The 22,031-nt window shown below is 40.7% G+C and carries 18 protein-coding genes; 12 read left to right on the forward strand and 6 right to left on the reverse strand.

The annotated features are described in order from the left end of the window. Window positions 1-27 precede the first annotated feature (27 nt). The 5 genes from HT687_RS03205 to HT687_RS03225 all read right to left on the reverse strand — a co-directional run bounded on the left by HT687_RS03205 (window position 28) and on the right by HT687_RS03225 (window position 6,353). Window positions 28-1,686 (reverse strand): iron ABC transporter permease, encoded by a 1,659-nt coding sequence (locus tag HT687_RS03205; protein ID WP_023935589.1) that lies wholly within the window; start codon window positions 1,684-1,686, stop codon window positions 28-30. Then, on the reverse strand, window positions 1,676-2,767 hold the full coding sequence (locus HT687_RS03210) for an ABC transporter ATP-binding protein (protein ID WP_023935591.1): 1,092 nt from the start codon (window positions 2,765-2,767) through the stop codon (window positions 1,676-1,678). Before HT687_RS03210 ends, HT687_RS03205 begins: the two co-directional genes overlap by 11 nt. Before the next feature lie 12 nt (window positions 2,768-2,779). Continuing rightward, entirely contained in the window at window positions 2,780-3,826 is a 1,047-nt protein-coding gene (locus HT687_RS03215) for an ABC transporter substrate-binding protein (RefSeq protein ID WP_023935593.1), read from the reverse strand. Between the two features lie 111 nt (window positions 3,827-3,937). Then, window positions 3,938-4,711 carry a response regulator gene (locus HT687_RS03220; protein ID WP_023935595.1) on the reverse strand — a complete coding sequence of 258 codons (774 nt, stop codon included), beginning with the start codon at window positions 4,709-4,711 and terminating at the stop codon, window positions 3,938-3,940. Beyond that, entirely contained in the window at window positions 4,704-6,353 is a 1,650-nt protein-coding gene (locus HT687_RS03225) for a histidine kinase (RefSeq protein ID WP_023935597.1), read from the reverse strand. The genes HT687_RS03220 and HT687_RS03225 overlap by 8 nt, the downstream gene beginning before the upstream one ends. 147 nt (window positions 6,354-6,500) lie before the next feature. On the opposite strand from HT687_RS03225, the gene leuS reads away from it, so the two are divergent. The 4 genes from leuS to HT687_RS03245 are packed head-to-tail and all read left to right on the forward strand — an operon-like array spanning window position 6,501 to window position 11,065. Further along, window positions 6,501-9,002: a leucine--tRNA ligase gene (leuS, locus tag HT687_RS03230; RefSeq protein ID WP_023935599.1), complete on the forward strand. Its 2,502-nt coding sequence runs from the start codon at window positions 6,501-6,503 to the stop codon at window positions 9,000-9,002. A gap of 41 nt (window positions 9,003-9,043) precedes the next feature. Then, a complete protein-coding gene (locus tag HT687_RS03235) occupies window positions 9,044-9,886 on the forward strand; it encodes a hypothetical protein (protein ID WP_001081167.1) in 843 nt (280 codons plus the stop codon). Between the two features lie 55 nt (window positions 9,887-9,941). Further along, on the forward strand, window positions 9,942-10,637 hold the full coding sequence (locus HT687_RS03240; protein ID WP_001144903.1) for a GNAT family protein: 696 nt from the start codon (window positions 9,942-9,944) through the stop codon (window positions 10,635-10,637). Between the two features lie 11 nt (window positions 10,638-10,648). Further along, window positions 10,649-11,065: a GNAT family N-acetyltransferase gene (locus HT687_RS03245; protein ID WP_000628388.1), complete on the forward strand. Its 417-nt coding sequence runs from the start codon at window positions 10,649-10,651 to the stop codon at window positions 11,063-11,065. Between the two features lie 576 nt (window positions 11,066-11,641). Here HT687_RS03245 and HT687_RS03250 read toward each other — a convergent pair. Beyond that, window positions 11,642-11,734 carry a type I toxin-antitoxin system Fst family toxin gene (locus HT687_RS03250; protein ID WP_000970382.1) on the reverse strand — a complete coding sequence of 31 codons (93 nt, stop codon included), beginning with the start codon at window positions 11,732-11,734 and terminating at the stop codon, window positions 11,642-11,644. Window positions 11,735-11,867: 133 nt separating this feature from the next. Between HT687_RS03250 and ruvB the strand changes: the two genes are divergently transcribed. From ruvB to glmS, 8 genes are all read left to right on the forward strand, one after another. Beyond that, a complete protein-coding gene (gene ruvB / locus HT687_RS03255) occupies window positions 11,868-12,866 on the forward strand; it encodes a Holliday junction branch migration DNA helicase RuvB (RefSeq protein WP_023935601.1) in 999 nt (332 codons plus the stop codon). Then, window positions 12,847-13,419 carry a nucleotidyltransferase family protein gene (locus HT687_RS03260; RefSeq protein WP_023935602.1) on the forward strand — a complete coding sequence of 191 codons (573 nt, stop codon included), beginning with the start codon at window positions 12,847-12,849 and terminating at the stop codon, window positions 13,417-13,419. Before ruvB ends, HT687_RS03260 begins: the two co-directional genes overlap by 20 nt. A 345-nt stretch (window positions 13,420-13,764) precedes the next feature. Further along, entirely contained in the window at window positions 13,765-14,523 is a 759-nt protein-coding gene (locus tag HT687_RS03265) for an isoprenyl transferase (RefSeq protein ID WP_000467312.1), read from the forward strand. Window positions 14,524-14,531: 8 nt separating this feature from the next. Next, window positions 14,532-15,335 (forward strand): phosphatidate cytidylyltransferase, encoded by an 804-nt coding sequence (locus HT687_RS03270; RefSeq protein ID WP_000189868.1) that lies wholly within the window; start codon window positions 14,532-14,534, stop codon window positions 15,333-15,335. 21 nt (window positions 15,336-15,356) lie between these two features. Further along, complete coding sequence (rseP, locus tag HT687_RS03275) at window positions 15,357-16,616, forward strand: RIP metalloprotease RseP (RefSeq protein WP_172924079.1); 1,260 nt, start codon at window positions 15,357-15,359, stop codon at window positions 16,614-16,616. 12 nt (window positions 16,617-16,628) lie between these two features. Beyond that, window positions 16,629-18,482 (forward strand): proline--tRNA ligase, encoded by a 1,854-nt coding sequence (locus HT687_RS03280; protein ID WP_172924080.1) that lies wholly within the window; start codon window positions 16,629-16,631, stop codon window positions 18,480-18,482. A 98-nt stretch (window positions 18,483-18,580) separates the two neighbouring features. Continuing rightward, window positions 18,581-19,960: a 6-phospho-beta-glucosidase gene (bglA, locus tag HT687_RS03285; protein ID WP_172924081.1), complete on the forward strand. Its 1,380-nt coding sequence runs from the start codon at window positions 18,581-18,583 to the stop codon at window positions 19,958-19,960. Between the two features lie 191 nt (window positions 19,961-20,151). Next, the gene (gene glmS, locus HT687_RS03290; RefSeq protein ID WP_000334311.1) at window positions 20,152-21,960 is read left to right on the forward strand and encodes a glutamine--fructose-6-phosphate transaminase (isomerizing); all 1,809 of its coding nucleotides are present in this window, start codon (window positions 20,152-20,154) and stop codon (window positions 21,958-21,960) included. Window positions 21,961-22,031: the final 71 nt, after the last annotated feature.

Here is a 22,031-nt window from a genome sequence, read left to right on the forward strand (position 1 = left end):
TCCTTTCGGCTGTTTTTGATGGGGAAACTAAAGTGTAATGCTATTGCTTTTAGAGATTTTCATAAACAAGAGCAAGGAAGCTACTGTTAGAATAGTCAAGATAGTTGACAAGGCTGCGGCTACACCGTAATTTCCTCTGAGAACCTCTGTATAAATGGCTACAGTCATTGTTCTTGTTTTGACATTGTAGAGGAGGATAGAAGTGGAGAGCTCTGAAATCATTGTGACCCAAGATAGGATGGCTCCAGAAATGATACCAGATAGCATCATTGGAGTTGTAATCTTAGCAAAGGTATTGAGACGACTACTTCCTAAGCTTTCAGCGGCTTCTTCAATACTTGGGGCTATTTGTTGCAAGCTAGCAACAGATGAGCGAATAGTATAAGGTAATCTTCTGACAGATAGGGACATAATCAAGATGAAAGCAGTTCCTGTAATCATAAGAAATCCACTTCCAAATAGGCCAGTATTGAAGGAAGAAATGAAGGCAATCCCTAGAACGGTTCCTGGTACAATATAAGGGACCATACTGAGGCTGTCAATTAAGTTTGTAAACAAATTCCGTTTTCTAACAGCTAGGTAGGAGATAAATGTTGCGAAAAGGACAACTAGGACTAAGGCAATCAAAGGGATACGAATAGTATTGAAAATAGCAGATCCCATACGATTGAAAGCTACCTTGTAACTGTTTAGAGAATAGCCTTTGACAAATACCATACCTGATGTTTTTAGGAAAGAGGTATAAATCAAGTAGATTTGAGGTAAAACAGAGATAAAGATAATTCCGTAGACTGTTGCATAAATGGCAGCCATTTTTCCTTTTGTAGTTTTTTTAGGCTCAATTGGATGGAGCGAATTCATGCTGAAACTGTAGCGGTTTGCAATGTATTTTTGGATAAGGAAAATCGCCAAGGCAATGATAATCGCCATAATGGCTAAAGCAGATGCAAAAGCAGAATTTCCTCCAACCTCGCTAATGAATTGGGTATAAATCAGGACAGGGAAAGTCCGATATCCTTCGCCAATCAACATAGGCGTTCCAAAGTCTGAGAATGCTCTCATAAATACAAGCAGGGCAGCAGCTAGTAAGGTTGGAACAAGGAGAGGTAAAACAACCGTTACGATACGCTTAAATCCGAAGGACCCCATGCTTTCAGCGGCTTCAAGTAGGGAATTGTCAATGCTTTTCATTGTTCCAGCAACGTATAGAAATACCAGTGGGAATAGTTGCAGTGTAAAGACAAGTACAATTCCTTTGAATCCATAAATATCGATAGCTGGAAGATGAAGGGTATTTGTCAGGAATTTAGTAATGACCCCATTTCGTCCCAGCAAGAGAATCCAGGAGTAGGCTCCCACGAAAGGAGCTGACATGGAAGCAATGATAATCAATATTTGTAGAAATTTCTTCCCCTTGAAGTCATACATAGAGAAGAGATAAGCTAATAGGGTTCCTACAACTAAGGAAGTGACAGTAGCGGTAATGGAAACCTTGAAACTGTTGACAAGTGTCTCAGAGTAGTAGGCTTTGCTAAAGAAAGTGACAAAATTAGCTAGTGAAAATTGTCCTTCATGTATAAGTGCTTGCTTGAGCACGGTAACGATAGGATAAACGAGAAAGACAAGATAGGTAAGAAAGATGAAGAAAGAGGAGGCTGTCCAAATATTTAGTTTTTTACGTTCCATGGTTGACTCCTTTTATCAGGTTTTGCGAACCATCTGCAGAAAAGACGTTTAATTTTTGAGTATTGATTCGTAGACGAATACGATCGCCTTTTTGTAGATCTTCTTCAAAAGTTGATTCTTCGCTAACTTGAATTTTTGAGGCAAAGCCTGTCTCGATGAAGTATTCAGTATTCAGTCCAAGATAGACGCTATCGCTAATAGTTCCTTCAATATCTCCAGATTCATCTTTGATAAACTCTTCAGGACGAATACTTACATGAATGGCTTGCTCCTCAGCCTGATCAAGAGCTGGCATTCGAAGAGCATAGCCATCTGAAAAGACGATATAAGCACCGTCGCTCCGTTTTTCAAGAGTGGCAGGGATGATATTTGTGCGTCCGATAAAGGTTGCTACAAACTCATTAGCTGGTTTATGATAGAGTTCTTTTGGTCGGCCGATTTGTTGAATCACCCCATCTTTCATAACAGCAATTTGATCTGAAATAGCCATCGCTTCTTCTTGGTCGTGGGTTACATAAACGGTTGTAATTCCTACTTCGTGTTGGATTTCTCGAATGGCTTGACGCATATCCAAGCGAAGTTTGGCATCTAGGTTACTAAGTGGCTCGTCCATGAGGAGAACACTTGGATTAACCGCTAAGGCACGTGCCAAGGCGACACGTTGTTGTTGTCCACCACTGAGTTTATCGGGCTTCCGATCCGCATATTGAGCAATTTGCATGAGTTCAAGATACTTGTTGGTCTGTTGGATCAATTCTTCTTTTGGAACCTTCTTTTGCTTGAGACCAAAAGCGACATTATCTCGGACAGTCAAATGTGGGAAAATAGCGTAGTTTTGAAAAACCATGCCAATATTGCGTTTGCTGGGTTCCATATTATTGATTTTTGTATCATCGAAGTAAAATTCTCCACCTTCGATACTGTTGAAACCTGCAATCATACGAAGAAGGGTCGTTTTCCCACACCCTGAAGGCCCAAGAAGGGTAAAGAGACTTCCTTTTGGAATTGTAATGTTCAAATTCTCAATAACAGGGACATTGTGGTAGATTTTTTTGGCGTTAATAATTTTGATCTCACTCATAGTGAACCTCTTTTACTGTTTAGATTGGATATCTGTAAAGACTTCGTTGTATTTCTTAACAATATCTGATTTATTCTTGATGACATAATCATAATCTTCAGTGAGTGTTTTGATTTTGTCAATTGGTTTCATATTTTCACTTGTTTTAGCATTTTTACGAACAGGACGGTTAGTAGTGGTTGTACCAAGTGTATCTTGTACTTCTTGAGAGATGATGAAATCGATAAATTTCTTGGCATTTTCCATGTTCTTAGCTTTTTTAACGATAGCAGCACTAGCAGGTAGGAAGACTGTTCCTTCTTTTGGATAGACAACTTTGATGTTAGCTCCGTCATTTAAGAGTTTAACAGCTGGATCTTCATAAGAGAGACCAACAGCCATTTCTCCATCAGCGACTGCTTTATAGACACCAGATGAACTTGAACCGATTTTACCATCAATAAGTGTGAAGAGATCTTTTACATAAGACCAAGCCTTATCATCTTTGTAACCACCTTGAGCTTGTAGCATATTTGTTAATTGAGCAAAGGCGCTAGAAGAGTTTGCTGGGTCAGCAGTTGCGATTTTTCCTTTTAGTTCAGGTTTGAGAAGGTCGCTATATCCTTCGATGTTCATGCCTTTCGTTAAATCAGGATTGACGATTAAAACACTACCATCTAGTGTATAAGGAGTAGAGTAACCAGTTGTGTTTTGATATTCTTTGATAACATTATCATTTTCTTTTGAAGTATAGTTTTCAAAGAGTTCTCCGTGGGTAGCATATTGTGTATAAGAACCACCAAAGATGACATCAGCTACAGGAGCTTCTTTTTCTGACTCTAGTTTTTTGAAAAGTTCTCCAGTACCAGCTTGAATCAGTTCTACTTTGATACCATATTTTTCTTCAAAGGCAGGAATAGTTGCTCCAATTAAGCCCTCTGAGTTTGGTGAATAAACGACTAGCGAACCGCCGTCTCCTTTATCAGATGAACCGCCATCGGCAGATTCATTAGAAGAACAAGCAGTAAGACCAAAAAGAGCTAGTCCGCAAGCAGCATAATACATCCATTTCTTTTTCATGATGGATACCTCCGTTGTGTTATTTAAGTTTATTTTAAAACAGTGTAAGCGTTTTTAAAACCGACAATTCTATTCTATTAGAGTAAAATTCTCTACAAAAAGAAGAATAGCTTATTTTACTATTCTTCCGAGTGATTTCAATTCCTTTGGGGAAATATGGAGATACTTTTTAAATACTTTGGCAAAATATTTATAGTCTGAAAATCCAACTTGATCAGAGATGTCGCTTAGAGGGGAGTTGGGAGATTCAGCCATCTTATCTATAGCTTGTTTCAGGCGATATTGTAAGATATATTCATTTAGCGTCATGGGGAAGTCTTCTTTGATCACTTTATATAGGTAGCTTTCGCTATAGTTTAAAGCTTCAGCAATAGTCGCAATCGTAAAATGCTCTGCATAATGCTTGTGGACAAAGGAAATAATTTGTTGAATGATTTGGTTTTGTGTATCAACCTGTTGGATAGAGGTGAGTAAAGTTTGATATTCTTCTAAAAAAGGAGTTTCTTGATAGGTGCTACCTTGTAATCGCAAAACAATGTTTTGAAGACATTCTGTCAATTCCTTGGTATCAATTGGCTTGGATAAGAAATCAGCTGCTCCATATTGCATGGCTTTTTTGGCGTTTTGAAAATCGTTATAACCTGATAAGATAACTTTTTCATAGGAGAGGGTACGAGTGGCTTCAAACATCATAAAAGCATCCATAATTGGCATTGTGATGTCTGTTAAGACAATATGAGGTTCTTTTTCTTGGATGAGTTTCATTCCCTCTTGACCGTGACTGGCAGTTCCTACGACTTGGATACCCAAGGCAGAGTAGTCTACGGCAATCTCTAGCCATTTTCGAATGAGGTGTTCGTCTTCTACGATAATGAGCTTAAACATGAGTTAGTCCTTTCGTTATAAATTTGACCCAAGTTTCTCCTTGGCGATTGACTCCTAAATCTAGCTGGACATCAGAAAAGAAATTACTCAATCGTTTGTAGCTGTTCACGATGCCATGCTGGGTATGAGGGCTTTCTAAAGAGTCTAAAATAGCGAGTCGCTCTTGTTTGGTGAGTCCTCCAGCATTATCCTTGACTAAAAAAGTTAGAGAATCTGCTTCCAAGGTAATTTGGATATCAATATGAAGATCAATATGGTATTGCATCCCATATTTTATAGCATTTTCTACTAGAGGAAGCAAGAAAAGCTTAGGAATAGGCTGATTATCAACAGTTTCTGGGCAGACAATATCATAGGAAAAGTGCTCGAAACGAATCTTATGAATCATCAGGTAATCCTCTATAATCTTTAAATCTTGGCAAATGGTTGTTTCTTTTTCTAAATCGGTGATACTGTAGCGAAGAATGCGCGTGAGATTTTGAATTAGGTCTTGTGTGAGAGCAGCATCCATTAAAGAAGTGATTTTAATCGTCTCAAGTGTGTTGTAGAGAAAATGAGGATTGAACTGAGCTTCCAGCATTTTTCTTTCAAAAATCCACTTTTCTTTTTCTATGGTTAGCATTTTTTGATGAAGTTGATCTAATTCGTACAACATATTGTTGATTTTTTCTGCCATAAATTCAAACTCATCACCTGTTTGTAGAGAAAGCCTTTTTTCTGCTTGTTTGGGAATTTCTTGAAGTTGATAAACCAAACTTTCAATAGGAACAGCATTGTGTGTGGCAATCTTATGAGCAATTCGTCTCGCTTGCCAGAAGTAGAGGAAGAATATACATAAGGTGAGGACGGAGGCTAGACCGAGTAAGCTAGGAATGGGAAAGAAGGATTGAAAAGTATAGATTGAAAAAATAGCACCGACTTTTTCTTTTTGAACAATAAGCGGTTCATTCGCATACCAGTGGGTGCGAGAGTGTAGGAGTTTTTCATCCAATTTTTCAAGAGTGGAACGAGTAAACTGATTTGTATTGTTGGAAAACATATTTCCAAAGCTATCGGTAATGATGTATTTGGAATTGATCATTGGGAAGCTTGAGATGAAATCATTCTCATTTACGAAAGCAATAGTATAGGCCTTAACTCGTTGGTTTTGAAGTAGTGGTTTGATAAAGAGTGTGTAATGTTGCTTGTCTGAAGAGAGTGCAATTTTTTCTGTCACTTTTTCTTGAGAAGGATTTTGAATGAGCAGTTTTAGATAGTAGGGTGATAAAATACTTTCTTGATGATTTCGATTGGTACTAAATAGTAATTCACCTGTATCGTTTAGAATAATGAGGTCAGAACTAAGCTTCAATCTAGCTTTTGTCTCGTAAAATAAGCTAAAGACTTCTCTCTCTGTGTGTTTGCCGTCCAAAAATTCAGGAATCATTTTATGGTTCATAGTAGTCAGGAGCTCATTATTTGCTTCTTTCATTTCTTGAACCTGTTTTACAATCTGTCTCGTATCTTTGGAGAGTTGCTGCTTTTGTAAAAAATAGGAAAAACCAAAAAGTAAAATGAGTAGTAAAAGAGAGGTCACAAAGGCTGCGATAGAGCTTCTATGGAGAATTTCTTTTTGGAGCGATTTTTTAAAGGAATGAGACATCTGCTACCTCCTTGGAAGGGTTTTCTGTTATAAGTATAGCAGTTTAAAAATTTTAGAGCAAGGTAAAATAGAAAAGTATAGAATAGAACGAGACCAAATTCTCTCAAAAATGGTATAATAGTAACATCACAAAATTGGAGAGAGACCATGAGTTTTTACAATCATAAAGAAATTGAGCCTAAGTGGCAGGGCTACTGGGCAGAACATCATACATTTAAGACTGGAACAGATGCATCAAAACCTAAGTTTTATGCTCTTGATATGTTCCCTTATCCATCTGGAGCGGGTCTGCACGTAGGACACCCAGAAGGTTATACTGCAACCGATATTCTCAGCCGCTACAAACGTGCGCAAGGCTACAATGTCCTTCACCCAATGGGTTGGGATGCTTTTGGTTTGCCTGCAGAGCAATATGCTATGGATACTGGTAATGACCCAGCAGAATTTACAGCTGAGAACATTGCTAATTTCAAACGCCAAATCAATGCGCTTGGATTTTCTTATGACTGGGATCGTGAAGTCAATACAACCGATCCAAACTACTACAAGTGGACTCAATGGATTTTCACCAAGCTTTACGAAAAAGGCTTGGCCTATGAAGCGGAAGTGCCTGTAAACTGGGTTGAGGAACTAGGAACAGCCATTGCCAACGAAGAAGTCCTTCCTGATGGAACTTCTGAGCGTGGAGGCTATCCAGTTGTCCGTAAGCCGATGCGTCAATGGATGCTTAAAATCACTGCCTATGCAGAACGTTTGCTTAATGACTTGGATGAACTTGATTGGCCAGAGTCTATCAAGGACATGCAACGCAACTGGATCGGTAAATCAACTGGTGCCAATGTAACCTTCAAGGTTAGGGGAACTGATAAGGAATTTACTGTCTTTACCACTCGTCCTGATACCCTTTTCGGTGCGACTTTCACTGTTTTGGCTCCTGAGCATGAATTAGTAGATGCTATCACAAGTACAGAGCAAGCAGAAGCAGTAGCAGACTATAAACACCAAGCCAGCCTCAAGTCTGACTTGGCTCGTACAGACCTTGCCAAAGAAAAAACTGGTGTTTGGACTGGTGCTTATGCCATCAACCCTGTCAATGGTAAGGAAATTCCAATCTGGATTGCGGATTACGTTCTTGCTAGTTACGGAACAGGTGCCGTTATGGCTGTTCCTGCCCACGACCAACGTGACTGGGAATTTGCCAAACAATTTGACCTTCCAATCGTCGAAGTACTTGAAGGTGGAAACGTTAAAGAAGCTGCCTACACAGAGGATGGTCTTCATGTCAATTCAGACTTCCTAGATGGACTCAACAAAGAAGACGCTATTGCCAAGATTGTGGCTTGGTTGGAAGAAAAAGACTGTGGACAAGAGAAGGTTACCTACCGTCTCCGCGACTGGCTCTTTAGCCGTCAACGTTACTGGGGTGAGCCAATTCCAATCATTCATTGGGAAGATGGAACTTCAACAGCTGTCCCTGAAAGTGAATTGCCACTTGTCTTGCCTGTAACCAAGGACATCCGTCCTTCAGGTACTGGTGAAAGTCCACTAGCTAACTTGACAGATTGGCTTGAAGTGACTCGTGAGGATGGCGTCAAAGGTCGTCGTGAAACCAATACTATGCCACAGTGGGCAGGTTCAAGCTGGTACTACCTCCGCTATATTGACCCACACAATACTGAGAAATTGGCCGATGAGGATCTTCTCAAACAATGGTTGCCAGTAGATATCTACGTGGGTGGTGCAGAGCATGCCGTTCTTCATTTGCTTTACGCTCGTTTCTGGCACAAATTCCTCTATGACCTTGGTGTTGTTCCAACAAAAGAGCCATTCCAAAAACTCTTTAACCAAGGGATGATTTTGGGAACAAGCTACCGTGACCACCGTGGGGCTCTTGTGGCAACCGATAAGGTTGAAAAACGTGACGGTTCTTTCTTCCATGTGGAAACAGGAGAAGAGTTGGAGCAAGCACCAGCCAAGATGTCTAAATCCCTCAAGAACGTTGTTAACCCAGACGACGTGGTGGAACAATACGGTGCCGATACCCTTCGTGTCTATGAAATGTTCATGGGACCACTTGATGCTTCGATTGCTTGGTCAGAAGAAGGTCTGGAAGGAGGCCGTAAGTTCCTTGACCGTGTTTACCGTTTGATTACAAGCAAGGAAATCCTTGCGGAAAACAATGGCGCTCTTGATAAGGTCTACAATGAAACAGTCAAATCTGTTACTGAGCAAATCGAGTCTATGAAGTTCAACACAGCTATTGCCCAACTTATGGTCTTTGTCAATGCGGCTAACAAGGAAGACAAGCTCTATGTTGACTATGCCAAAGGATTTATCCAATTGATTGCCCCATTTGCACCTCACTTGGCAGAAGAACTTTGGCAAACAGTTGCAGCAACAGGTGAGTCAATCTCTTACGTAGCTTGGCCAACATGGGACGAAAGCAAACTAGTTGAAGACGAAGTCGAAATTGTTATCCAAATCAAAGGAAAAGTCCGTGCTAAAGTCATGGTTGCTAAAGACCTATCACGCGAAGAATTGCAAGAAATTGCTCTAGCGGATGAAAAAGTCAAAGCAGAAATTGACGGTAAGGACATCGTGAAAGTGATTAGTGTACCGAATAAATTGGTTAACATTGTTGTGAAATAAAAAGAAGTAACTCTAGAGTATGAACTTTAGAATAGGTCAGAATGAATAGATTAGTGAACGATAGCAGGAAGTGTGAAATTTTATTATTTAAGATTTCTATTATTGTAGTGTCAGTTATAGTATTAGTAATGTCAATAGTGGGTGCATATTATTTTAAAAATTGTCTTTGGGACAAGGAAAGTTTAAATTTGACACTCACTTTAGACACTCTCTTTGCAGTTTTTATTACTTTCTTTAGTTTTTCAAATGATAAATCAAGCAATATTTTTGGAATATCTCCAAATGAAATTATAAGGACACAGTCTGAAGTGTATCAATTTTTATTTACAAAATCTTTTGCAACTCTATTAATAGTGACAAATTTGTTATCCATTATTCATTATTTTGGAGCCAAAAATTTAATAGTTTCTTTTAATGAAACTTATCCTCGTATTCAATCCAGTGTTGGTATCATGTGGCTACCACTGTTTGGTATTCTGATAATCTATTTTATTTGGCTCTTAATAGAGGGATTAAAATATATCAGAAAAATAAATTATATTATTCAAAATAGGGAAATAATCTATTTTTATTCGCAGGTAAAAGTTGTAGATAAACTTACTGATTCTGAATCGAAAAAATACGGTGAATATATTGATTTGTACGAATCGTGTCGTCAGAACAATTTAAGTGTTCTACTTAACTTTCTTCAAAATTCGGATGATAAACGAGGAGTTATTGCTAGTAACTCAGTGAGAATTATGTTTGAATCTTTGGATAAAGCAGACCAAATTGCGGCCCTGAATATTTGTAGAAACTATGTAGCACGAGAAAATGTTTTAAATAAAGAAGATGCAGAAAAATTGTTAAATGAAATTGATAAAAAACTTGAAATTAGCAGATAGGACAATTCAAATAGAGTTGAGTAAAAAGTTTGAAAAGTGAAACAAGGAGAAAGCTATGCCAGTAAATGAATATGGTCAGATGATTGGTGAGTCAATGGAAGGTTATACACCCGGTGCACTGCCTTCTATTGATTTCTTAGAAGGGCGTTATGCTAGGATAGAGGCTCTCTCGGTAGAAAAACATGCGGAGGATTTGCTAGCTGTTTATGGCCCGGATACTCCTCGGGAGATGTGGACCTATCTTTTTCAGGAGCCAGTAGCAGATATGGGGGAGCTGGTTAGCCTTTTAAATCAGATGTTGGCTCGTAAGGACCGTTTTTACTATGCAATCATAGACAAGGCGACTGGTAAGGCTTTGGGAACTTTTTCTCTCATGCGCATTGACCAGAATAACCGAGTAATAGAAGTCGGAGCAGTCACTTTTTCTCCAGAGCTAAGGGGTACACGGATAGGAACTGAGGCTCAGTATCTCCTAGCTCGCTATATTTTTGAGGAGCTAAACTATCGTCGCTATGAGTGGAAATGCGATGCTCTTAACCTGCCATCCAGACGAGTTGCGGAGCGTTTGGGATTTGTCTATGAAGGAACCTTCCGCCAGGCGGTGGTTTATAAGGGACGGACGAGGGATACGGATTGGTTGTCTATGATTGATAAGGACTGGCCTCAAGTCAAAGATCGTTTGGAAACATGGCTGCGTCCTGAAAATTTTGATAAAAATGGACAGCAGTACAAGAGCTTGAGAGAACTTTAAGAGGTGTTGAGATGATTACTATTAAAAAGCAAGAAATTGTCAAGCTAGAGGATGTTTTGCATCTCTATCAGGCTGTCGGTTGGACAAATTATACCCATCAACCAGAGATGCTGGAGCAGGCCTTATCGCATTCATTAGTAATTTATCTGGCACTTGATGGTGATGCTGTGGTGGGCTTGATTCGTTTGGTAGGAGATGGATTCTCATCAGTTTTTGTACAGGATTTGATTGTTTTACCAATCTATCAGCGTCAAGGGATTGGTAGTGCCCTAATGAAAGAGGCCTTAAAAGATTACAAAGATGCTTATCAAGTCCAGCTGGTGACAGAAGAGACAGAAAAAAACGTGGGATTTTATCGTTCTATGGGCTTTGAAATCTTATCCACCTATAATTGTATAGGGATGACTTGGGCGAATCGAGAAAAATAACAAAACTTGTTTTTTCTTAAGCAAAGTTTAAGGATGGTCTAGTATTATATAGTCATTAAATAAAGACCTCCTAACTTTATTTAATGAAATCCTAAAACTTTTTTTTATCATAATCTCCTAATGAAGTCACCTAATCAGGTGGCTTTTTGTGAGGTGATAGTGATAGTGATTTTCTGCAAAATGGTAGAATCTGAGAAAAAGTTAAGCTAGTTTTAAGCTTCGTCTTGTATCATATAGTTATTAAATAAAGACCTCCTAACTTTATTTAATAAAATCCTAAACTTTTCTTTTTCATAATAATCTCCCTAAACTCCACCCAATCAGGTGGAGTTTTTTGGCTCTATTTCAGGCTTTTCGGAAGTTTTCTAAATATCATTTTTCAATAGCTTTCTCTAAATCTTATAAACTTTATTGGACAGATTCTAAAGTTGGAGAAGCTGAATGGATGAGGATATAAACCTTTGACAAATTTTGTGAACTATGGGATAATAAAGAGGAATTGAGTACTAGTTCTATATCATAGGCTAGAAAAGACCCCAAGCTCACGTCCAAATAAGCTAGGGGTCTTTTTTGACACTATTTGTCCTTGTTTAGCCATTTATCGACTAATCGAAGAACGACACCGACCACAATTGGTCCGATGATAGTTTTGAGTACTAATTCCATCATGGGCTAATTCACCTCCTTTCGTAGGCGGTGTAGCAGTGCCGAACAATATTATACCACATAAGTGCTAAACTCGGGAGTCACCCAATCGGGTGGCTTTTTTGTTTGTGGCTTGGTTTTTTGATATAATAGAGCCATGAGTAGAATTTTAGACAATGAGATAATGGGGGATGAGGAGTTAGTAGAACGCACACTCCGTCCTCAGTATTTACGTGAATATATCGGGCAGGATAAGGTCAAGGATCAGCTCCAAATCTTTATCGAAGCTGCCAAAATGCGGGATGAAGCGCTGGATCATGTCCTTTTATTTGGACCTCCAGGCTTGGGGAAAACGACCATGGCCTTTGTTATTGCCAACGAACTGGGTGTCAATCTCAAGCAGACGTCTGGGCCTGTCATTGAAAAAGCCGGTGATCTAGTAGCGATTTTGAATGACTTAGAGCCTGGGGATGTCCTTTTTATTGATGAGATTCATCGCTTGCCCATGTCTGTGGAAGAGGTGCTTTATAGTGCCATGGAGGACTTCTACATTGATATCATGATTGGTGCTGGTGAAGGCAGTCGCAGTGTTCATTTGGAGTTGCCACCTTTTACCTTGATTGGTGCGACGACTCGGGCTGGTATGCTCTCAAATCCGCTACGGGCACGTTTTGGGATTACAGGTCATATGGAGTATTATGCTCATGCTGACTTGACGGAAATTGTTGAGCGGACGGCAGATATTTTTGAGATGGAAATTACTCATGAGGCAGCGTCTGAGTTAGCCCTACGTAGCCGTGGGACCCCTCGTATTGCCAATCGTCTCCTCAAGCGCGTGCGCGATTTTGCCCAGATAATGGGGAATGGGGTGATCGATGATCTTATTACCGATAAGGCTTTGACTATGCTGGATGTTGACCATGAAGGTTTGGACTATGTGGATCAAAAAATCCTTCGTACCATGATTGAGATGTACAGTGGAGGACCTGTTGGTCTAGGAACTCTTTCTGTGAATATCGCCGAAGAGCGTGAGACAGTTGAAGATATGTATGAGCCTTACTTGATTCAAAAAGGTTTTATCATGCGGACACGGTCTGGACGGGTGGCGACTGCTAAGGCATATGAGCACTTAGGTTATGAATACAGTGAAAAATAAGCAAGAAATCTTAGAGGCTTTTAGAGAAAATCCAGATATGATGGCCATTCTGACTATCATCCGAAACCTTGGTCTGAAAGATTCCTGGTTGGCAGCAGGTTCTGTCAGAAATTTTATCTGGAATCTCTTGTCAGACAAATCCCCTTTTGACTGTGAAACAGATGTAGATGTGATTTTCTTTGATCCAGATATTTCTTATGAGGAAACCTTGTCCCTAGAGAAAAAGCTGAGAGAGGACTTTCCTCAGTACCAGTGGGAATTGAAAAATCAAGTCTATATGCACCAGCACAGCCCTCATACTGCTCCCTATACCAGTTCCCGTGATGCTATGAGTAAGTATCCAGAACGATGTACGGCTGTTGGATTACGCTTGAATGAAGAATCCGTTTTGGAACTCTTTACTCCATACGCTTTGGAGGATATTTTGAATTTTCAAGTTCGTCCAACTCCTCATTTTTTAGAGAATGAAGACCGAATGGAATTTTATCGAACACGTCTATCCAAGAAAAATTGGCAGGAGAAATGGAAAAATTTGATTTTTAAAAATACTTAAGGAAACTTTAAGCTAGGAAGTGTATACTAAGTTCATAAGTTAAGAAGACCTTAACTTAAACTCCTAAAACTTTTTCATAATAATCTCCCTATAAAAAATAAAGTCGCCAAATCAGGCGGCTTATTTTTTTGAAAAAAGGGCTTGGTGCCTGATAATAATACTCAATGAAAATCAAAGTGTAAACTAGGAAGCTAACCGCAGGTTGCTCAAAACACTGTTTTGAGGTTGCAGATAGAGCTGACGTGGTTTGAAGAGATTTTCGAAGAGTATAAATAGCTTAGTGATAGAAGAAAATAGGGAAATATGGTATAATGAAACGATAGATTTTTGAATAGGAATAAGATCATGTTTGGATTGTTTAAGAAAGATAAGGCTGTGGAAGTAGAGGTTCCGACACAGGTTCCTGCTCATATCGGCATCATCATGGATGGCAATGGCCGTTGGGCTAAAAAACGTATGCAACCGCGAGTTTTTGGACATAAGGCGGGCATGGAAGCATTGCAAACTGTGACCAAGGCAGCTAACAAACTAGGCGTTAAGGTTATTACGGTCTATGCTTTTTCTACAGAAAACTGGACCCGTCCAGATCAGGAAGTCAAGTTTATCATGAACTTGCCAGTAGAGTTTTATGATAATTATGTCCCGGAACTGCATGCGAATAATGTTAAGATTCAAATGATCGGAGAAACGGACCGCCTGCCTAAGCAAACCTTTGAAGCTCTGACCAAGGCTGAGGAATTGACTAAGAACAACACAGGTTTGATTCTTAATTTTGCTCTTAACTATGGTGGACGTGCTGAGATTACACAGGCTCTTAAGTTGATTTCTCAGGATGTTTTAGATGCCAAAATCAACCCAGGTGACATCACAGAGGAGTTGATTGGTAATTATCTTTTTACCCAGCATTTACCTAAGGACTTACGAGACCCAGACTTGATTATCCGTACCAGTGGAGAATTGCGTTTGAGTAATTTCCTACCATGGCAGGGGGCCTATAGTGAACTCTATTTTACAGATACCTTGTGGCCTGATTTTGACGAGGCGGCCTTGCAGGAAGCCATTCTTGCCTACAATCGTCGTCATCGCCGATTTGGAGGAGTTTAGGAGGAAATATGACACAGGATTTACAGAAAAGAACCTTGTTTGCAGGGATTGCACTGGCTATTTTCCTACCGATTTTGATGATTGGGGGACTCTTGCTTCAGATAGCAATCGGAATCATAGCCATGCTAGCCATGCATGAACTTTTGAGGATGAGAGGTCTAGAGACCATGACGATGGAGGGCCTCTTGACCCTCTTTGCAACCTTTGCCTTGACCATTCCCTTGGAGAATTACCTGACTTTTTTGCCAGTTGATGGGAATGTGGTTGCCTATAGTGTTTTGATTTCAATCATGTTAGGAACGACTGTGTTTAGCAAGTCTTATACGATTGAGGATGCGGTTTTCCCTCTTGCTATGAGCTTCTACGTGGGCTTTGGATTTAATGCTTTACTAGATGCTCGTGTTGCAGGTTTAGATAAGGCGCTTTTGGCCTTGTGTATCGTCTGGGCGACAGACAGTGGTGCCTATCTTGTTGGGATGAACTATGGGAAACGAAAGTTAGCACCAAGGGTATCGCCTAATAAAACCCTTGAGGGTGCCTTGGGTGGTATTTTAGGAGCGATTTTAGTAACCATTATCTTTATGATAGTTGACAGTACAGTTGCTCTTCCATATGGAATTTACAAGATGTCAGTCTTTGCTATTTTCTTTAGTATTGCTGGACAATTTGGTGATTTACTAGAAAGTTCGATCAAACGTCATTTTGGTGTTAAGGATTCTGGGAAATTTATCCCTGGACATGGTGGTGTTTTGGATCGTTTCGATAGTATGTTGCTTGTATTTCCAATCATGCACTTATTTGGACTCTTTTAATCAAAAGACGGAGGAAACGCTATGCTCGGAATTTTAACCTTTATTCTGGTTTTCGGGATTATTGTAGTGGTGCACGAGTTCGGGCACTTCTACTTTGCCAAGAAATCAGGGATTTTAGTACGTGAATTTGCCATCGGTATGGGACCTAAAATTTTTGCTCACATTGGCAAGGATGGAACGGCCTATACCATTCGAATCTTGCCTCTGGGTGGCTATGTCCGCATGGCCGGTTGGGGTGATGATACAACTGAAATCAAGACAGGAACGCCTGTTAGTTTGACACTTGCTGATGATGGTAAGGTTAAACGCATCAATCTCTCAGGTAAAAAATTGGATCAAACAGCCCTCCCTATGCAGGTGACCCAGTTTGATTTTGAAGACAAGCTCTTTATCAGGGGCTTGGTTCTGGAAGAAGAAAAAACATTTGCAGTGGATCACGATGCAACGGTTGTGGAAGCAGATGGTACTGAGGTTCGGATTGCACCTTTAGATGTGCAATATCAAAATGCGACTATCTGGGGCAAACTCATTACTAATTTTGCAGGCCCTATGAATAACTTTATCTTAGGGGTTGTTGTTTTCTGGATTTTAATCTTCATGCAGGGTGGTGTCAGAGATGTTGATACCAACCAGTTCCATGTCATGCCCCAAGGAGCCTTGGCTAAGGTGGGAGTATCAGAAACGGCACAGATTACCAAGATTGGCTCACATGAGATTAGCAACTGGGAAAGTTTGATTCAGGCTGTGGAAACAGAAACCAAAGGTAAGACGGCCCCGACTTTGGATGTGACTATTTTTGAAAATGGGAGTGACAAACAAGTCACTGTTACTCCGGAAGAAAGTCAAGGCCGTTACCTTCTAGGTGTTCAACCGGGAATTAAGTCGGACTTTCTATCCATGTTTGTAGGTGGTTTTACAACTGCTGCTGACTCGGCCCTACGAATTTTATCAGCACTGAAAAATCTGATTTTCCAACCGGATTTGAACAAGTTGGGTGGACCTGTTGCCATCTTTAAGGCAAGTAGTGATGCTGCTAAAAATGGAATTGAGAATGTCTTGTACTTCTTGGCAATGATTTCCATCAATATCGGGATTTTTAATCTTATTCCGATTCCAGCTCTGGATGGTGGTAAGATTGTGCTCAATATCCTAGAAGCTATCCGCCGCAAACCATTGAAACAAGAAATTGAAACCTATGTCACCTTGGCCGGAGTGGTCATCATGGTTGTCTTGATGATTGCTGTGACCTGGAATGACATTATGCGACTCTTTTTTAGATAATCGAGGAATATTATGAAACAAAGTAAAATGCCTATCCCAACGCTTCGCGAAATGCCAAGCGATGCTCAAGTTATCAGCCATGCTCTTATGTTGCGTGCTGGTTATGTTCGCCAAGTATCTGCAGGTGTTTATTCTTACCTACCACTTGCTAATCGTGTGATTGAAAAAGCTAAAAATATCATGCGCCAAGAATTCGACAAGATTGGTGCCGTTGAGATGTTGGCTCCTGCCCTTCTCAGTGCAGAATTGTGGCGCGAATCAGGTCGTTACGAAACTTACGGTGAAGACCTTTACAAACTAAAAAACCGTGAAAAATCAGACTTTATCCTAGGTCCAACACACGAAGAAACCTTTACAGCTATTGTCCGTGATTCTGTTAAGTCTTACAAGCAATTGCCACTCAACCTTTACCAAATCCAGCCTAAGTATCGTGATGAAAAACGCCCACGTAATGGACTTCTCCGTACACGTGAGTTTATCATGAAGGATGCTTACAGCTTTCACGCTAACTATGATAGCTTGGACAGTGTTTATGATGAGTACAAGGCTGCTTATGAGCGTATTTTCACTCGTAGTGGCTTAGACTTCAAGGCTATCATTGGTGACGGTGGAGCCATGGGTGGTAAGGACAGCCAAGAATTTATGGCCATTACACCTGCTCGTACAGACCTTGACCGCTGGGTTGTCTTGGACAAGTCAGTTGCCTCATTTGACGAAATTCCTGATCAAGTGCAAGAAGAAATCAAGGCAGAATTGCTCAAATGGATGGTCTCTGGTGAAGATACCATTGCTTACTCAAGTGAGTCTAGCTATGCAGCTAACTTAGAAATGGCAACAAACGAGTACAAACCAAGCAACCGTGTTGTCGCTGAAGAAGAAGTAACTCGTGTTGCAACGCCAGATGTTAAATCAATCGATGAAGTTGCAGCCTTCCTAAACGTCCCAGAAGAACAAACAATTAAAATCCTCTTCTACATGGCAGATGGTGAGCTTGTTGCAGCCCTTCTAGTTGGAAATGACCAACTCAATGAAGTTAAGTTGAAGAACCACTTGGGAGCAGATTTCTTTGACGTTGCTAGTGAAGAAGAAGTGGCAAATGTTGTTCAAGCAGGATTTGGTTCACTTGGCCCGGTTGGTTTGTCAGAGAATGTTAAAATCATCGCAGACCGTAAGGTGCAAGATGTTCGCAATGCAGTTGTCGGTGCTAACGAAGATGGCTACCACTTGACTGGTGTGAATCCAGGCCGTGATTTTACTGCAGAATATGTGGATATCCGTGAAGTTCGTGAGGGTGAAATTTCCCCAGACGGGCAAGGAGTCCTTAACTTTGCGCGTGGTATCGAAATTGGCCACATCTTCAAACTCGGCACTCGCTATTCAGCAAGTATGGGAGCAGATGTTTTGGATGAAAATGGCCGTGCTGTGCCAATTATCATGGGATGTTACGGTATCGGTGTCAGCCGTCTCCTTTCAGCAGTGATGGAGCAACACGCTCGCCTCTTTGTTAACAAAACACCAAAAGGTGAATACCGTTACGCTTGGGGAATCAACTTCCCTAAAGAATTGGCGCCATTTGATGTTCACTTGATCACTGTCAATGTCAAGGACGAAGAAGCACAAGCTCTGACAGAAAAACTTGAAACAAGCTTGATGGGAGCTGGTTACGAAGTCTTGACAGACGACCGTAATGAACGTGTCGGAGTTAAATTTAGCGACAGCGACTTGATTGGGTTGCCAATCCGTATCACTGTTGGGAAGAAAGCGGCCGATGGCATCGTAGAAGTGAAGATTAAAGCGACTGGTGACACTATCGAAGTTCATGCAGATAACGTGCTTGAAACGCTTGAAATTCTCAGCAAGAAATAAAAACTATAATCAGAAGAAAAACAAGGAAAAAATGTAACTAGTTTTTACCTTGTTTTTTCTGTATAATGGGAAAAATGACTAGATAAAGAGGTAAATGTATGCTAAGATTTCCAAAGGATTTTGTCTGGGGATCCTCTACTTCTGGGCCGCAGACAGAAGGACGTATAGCTGGTGACGGTAAGGGAGATAATTTCTGGGATTATTGGTACCAAGTGGAGCCAAATCGCTACTATAATGGAATTGGTCCAGATAAAACATCAAGCTTTTATGAAAACTGGGAAAAGGATATTGAGCTACTGTTAGAAACTGGTCACACGGCCTTTCGGACTTCTATTCAGTGGTCACGGATTTTTCCACAAGGGCGTGGAAAAGTCAATTCTCAAGGTGTAGATTTTTACCGTAAGGTCTTTGAGGCTATTAAGGCCAAAGGGATTCGTCTTTTAGTCAATCTTTATCATTTTGATTTGCCTTTTGCCCTTCAAGAAGCTGGTGATGGTTGGGAAAATAAGGCGACTGTCTCAGCCTATGAAGACTATGCTCGTTTTTGTTTTGAGACTTATGGAGATTTAGTGGATCAATGGATTACCTTTAACGAGCCAATCGTTCCAGTAGAATTTGGCTATTTTTACGATGCCCATTATCCACATAAGGTGGATGCAGAGGCAGCCGTTAAAGTAGCATATCATACACAATTGGCCAGCAGTCGGGCGGTTAAGGCTTGTCATGAACTTTTGCCAGATTCCAAGATTGGGATTGTCCTCAACTTGACACCGGCTTATCCACGTAGCCAGCATCCTGCTGATGTCAAGGCAGCTCGTATTGCGGACCTTTTTCAGGCCCAATCTTTCTTAGATCCATCTGTCTTGGGGACTTATCCACAGGAGTTGGTAGAAATCTTACATGAATACGGTCTCTTGCCTGATGCTACAGAGGAGGAGTTGGAAGTCATTCGTGACAATACGGTAGACTTCCTTGGTGTCAACTACTATCAACCTTTGCGTGTTATGGCACCTCGATTTGCTAAGAATCCAGAGAGTCCTCTTTTGCCAGAACATTTTTATGAGCCTTATGTAATGCCTGGACGTAAAATCAATCCTCATCGTGGCTGGGAGATTTATGAGCAAGGGATTTATGACATCGCCCAAAATATCAAGGAAAATTATGGCAATATTGAGTGGATGTTGACAGAGAATGGTATGGGTGTTGAAGGAGAGGAAAAATTCCGTGAGAATGGAATGATTCAAGATGATTACCGTATTGACTTTGTAAAAGCTCATCTTCGTGAACTTCACCGTGCCATTGAAGACGGAGCCAATTGTAAGGGCTACTTAATTTGGACCTTTATCGATTGTTGGTCATGGCTTAACAGCTATAAAAATCGCTATGGTTTGGTCGAATTAGACTTGGAAACGCAAGAACGTCGTCTGAAAAAATCAGGGTACTGGTTCAAGGAATTAAGCGATAATAATGGATTTTAAAAAGGACTCTGACTGATTATCCAAATTGGTCAGAGTTTTTTACTTATAGGAGTTTAATTTGAACTATACCAATTTTTACTCTTGACAAGTGAAAGAAACAAGTATATACTGTTTTTGCTGATTCTATAAAAGAGGAATTAGACTATACCAATTTTAAGGAGGAAGCACAGCTTGCCTGTGTCGTATATACTATGTGTGGAATTGTTGGTGTTGTTGGAAACACAAATGCAACTGATATTTTGATTCAAGGGCTTGAAAAGCTCGAATACCGTGGCTATGATTCTGCGGGAATTTTTGTCCTAGGTGGTGCTGAAAACCATCTAGTCAAAGCTGTAGGTCGTATTGCAGAATTATCTGCTAAGACAGTTGGTGTTGAGGGAACAACTGGTATCGGACATACTCGTTGGGCAACTCATGGGAAACCAACGGAAGACAATGCTCACCCACACCGCTCTGAGACAGAACGTTTTGTCTTGGTTCACAATGGGGTGATTGAAAACTACCTTGAAATTAAAGAAGAATACCTTGCTGGGCACCACTTCAAAGGGCAAACAGATACGGAAATCACCGTACATTTGATTGGAAAATTTGCGGAAGAAGACGGTCTCTCAGTTCTTGAAGCCTTTAAAAAAGCTCTTCATATTATCCGTGGTTCATATGCCTTTGCCTTGATTGACTCTGAAAATCCAGATGTCATCTATGTAGCGAAAAACAAATCTCCACTTTTGATTGGTCTTGGGGAAGGCTACAATATGGTCTGCTCAGATGCTATGGCTATGATTCGTGAAACCAACCAATACATGGAAATTCATGACCAAGAGTTGGTAATCGTCAAGGCTGATAGCGTGGAAGTTCAAGACTATGATAGTAACAGTCGTGAACGTGCTAGCTATACTGCGGAACTTGACTTGTCAGATATCGGTAAGGGAACTTACCCTTACTACATGCTCAAGGAAATTGACGAGCAACCAACAGTGATGCGTAAGTTGATCCAAGCCTACACAGATGAGGTTGGTCAAGTAGTCGTAGACCAAGCTATCATCCAGGCTGTTCAAGACGCAGACCGCATCTACATCCTTGCAGCTGGGACATCTTACCACGCAGGATTTGCTTCTAAGAAGATGCTGGAAGAATTGACAGATACACCAGTTGAACTTGGAATTTCATCTGAGTGGGGTTACGGTATGCCACTTCTCAGCAAGAAACCACTCTTCATCTTTATCAGCCAGTCTGGTGAAACAGCAGATAGCCGTCAGGTTTTGGTCAAGGCTAATGAAATGGGAATCCCAAGCTTGACAGTGACAAACGTCCCAGGTTCAACTCTTTCTCGTGAAGCCAACCATACCATGCTCCTTCATGCAGGTCCTGAAATTGCCGTGGCATCAACCAAGGCCTATACAGCGCAAATTGCAGCCCTTGCCTTCCTTGCAAAAGCAGTCGGAGAAGCAAATGGCAATGCCAAAGCGCAAGCCTTTGATTTAGTTCATGAGTTGTCAATCGTAGCTCAGTCTATCGAATCAACTCTTTCAGAGAAAGAAACCATTGAAGTCAAGGTTCGTGAGCTACTTGAAACAACTCGTAACGCCTTTTACATCGGACGTGGTCAAGATTACTACGTAGCCATGGAAGCAAGTCTCAAACTTAAAGAGATTTCTTACATCCAGTGTGAAGGCTTTGCGGCAGGAGAACTTAAGCACGGAACTATTGCCTTGATTGAAGAAGGAACACCTGTTTTGACTCTCTTGTCAGATCCAGTCCTTGCCAACCACACTCGTGGAAATATCCAAGAGGTGGCAGCCCGTGGTGCAAAAGTCCTCACTATCGCAGAAGAAAATGTTGCTAAAGAGACAGACGCTATCGTCCTTACGACTGTACACCCTTACCTCTCACCAATTTCAATGGTCGTACCAACACAATTGGTCGCTTACTTTGCAACCCTCCACCGTGGCCTCGATGTGGACAAACCACGTAACCTTGCCAAGTCAGTAACGGTAGAATAGAATCTATGAATATACGGGCGTAAAGCCATAGGTTTATCCTATAAGGTTTTACAGCCTATTTTTTATGTTAC

Origin of the sequence: Streptococcus sp. 1449, assembly GCF_013276805.1 — a bacterium.
Classification (GTDB): domain Bacteria; phylum Bacillota; class Bacilli; order Lactobacillales; family Streptococcaceae; genus Streptococcus; species Streptococcus pseudopneumoniae.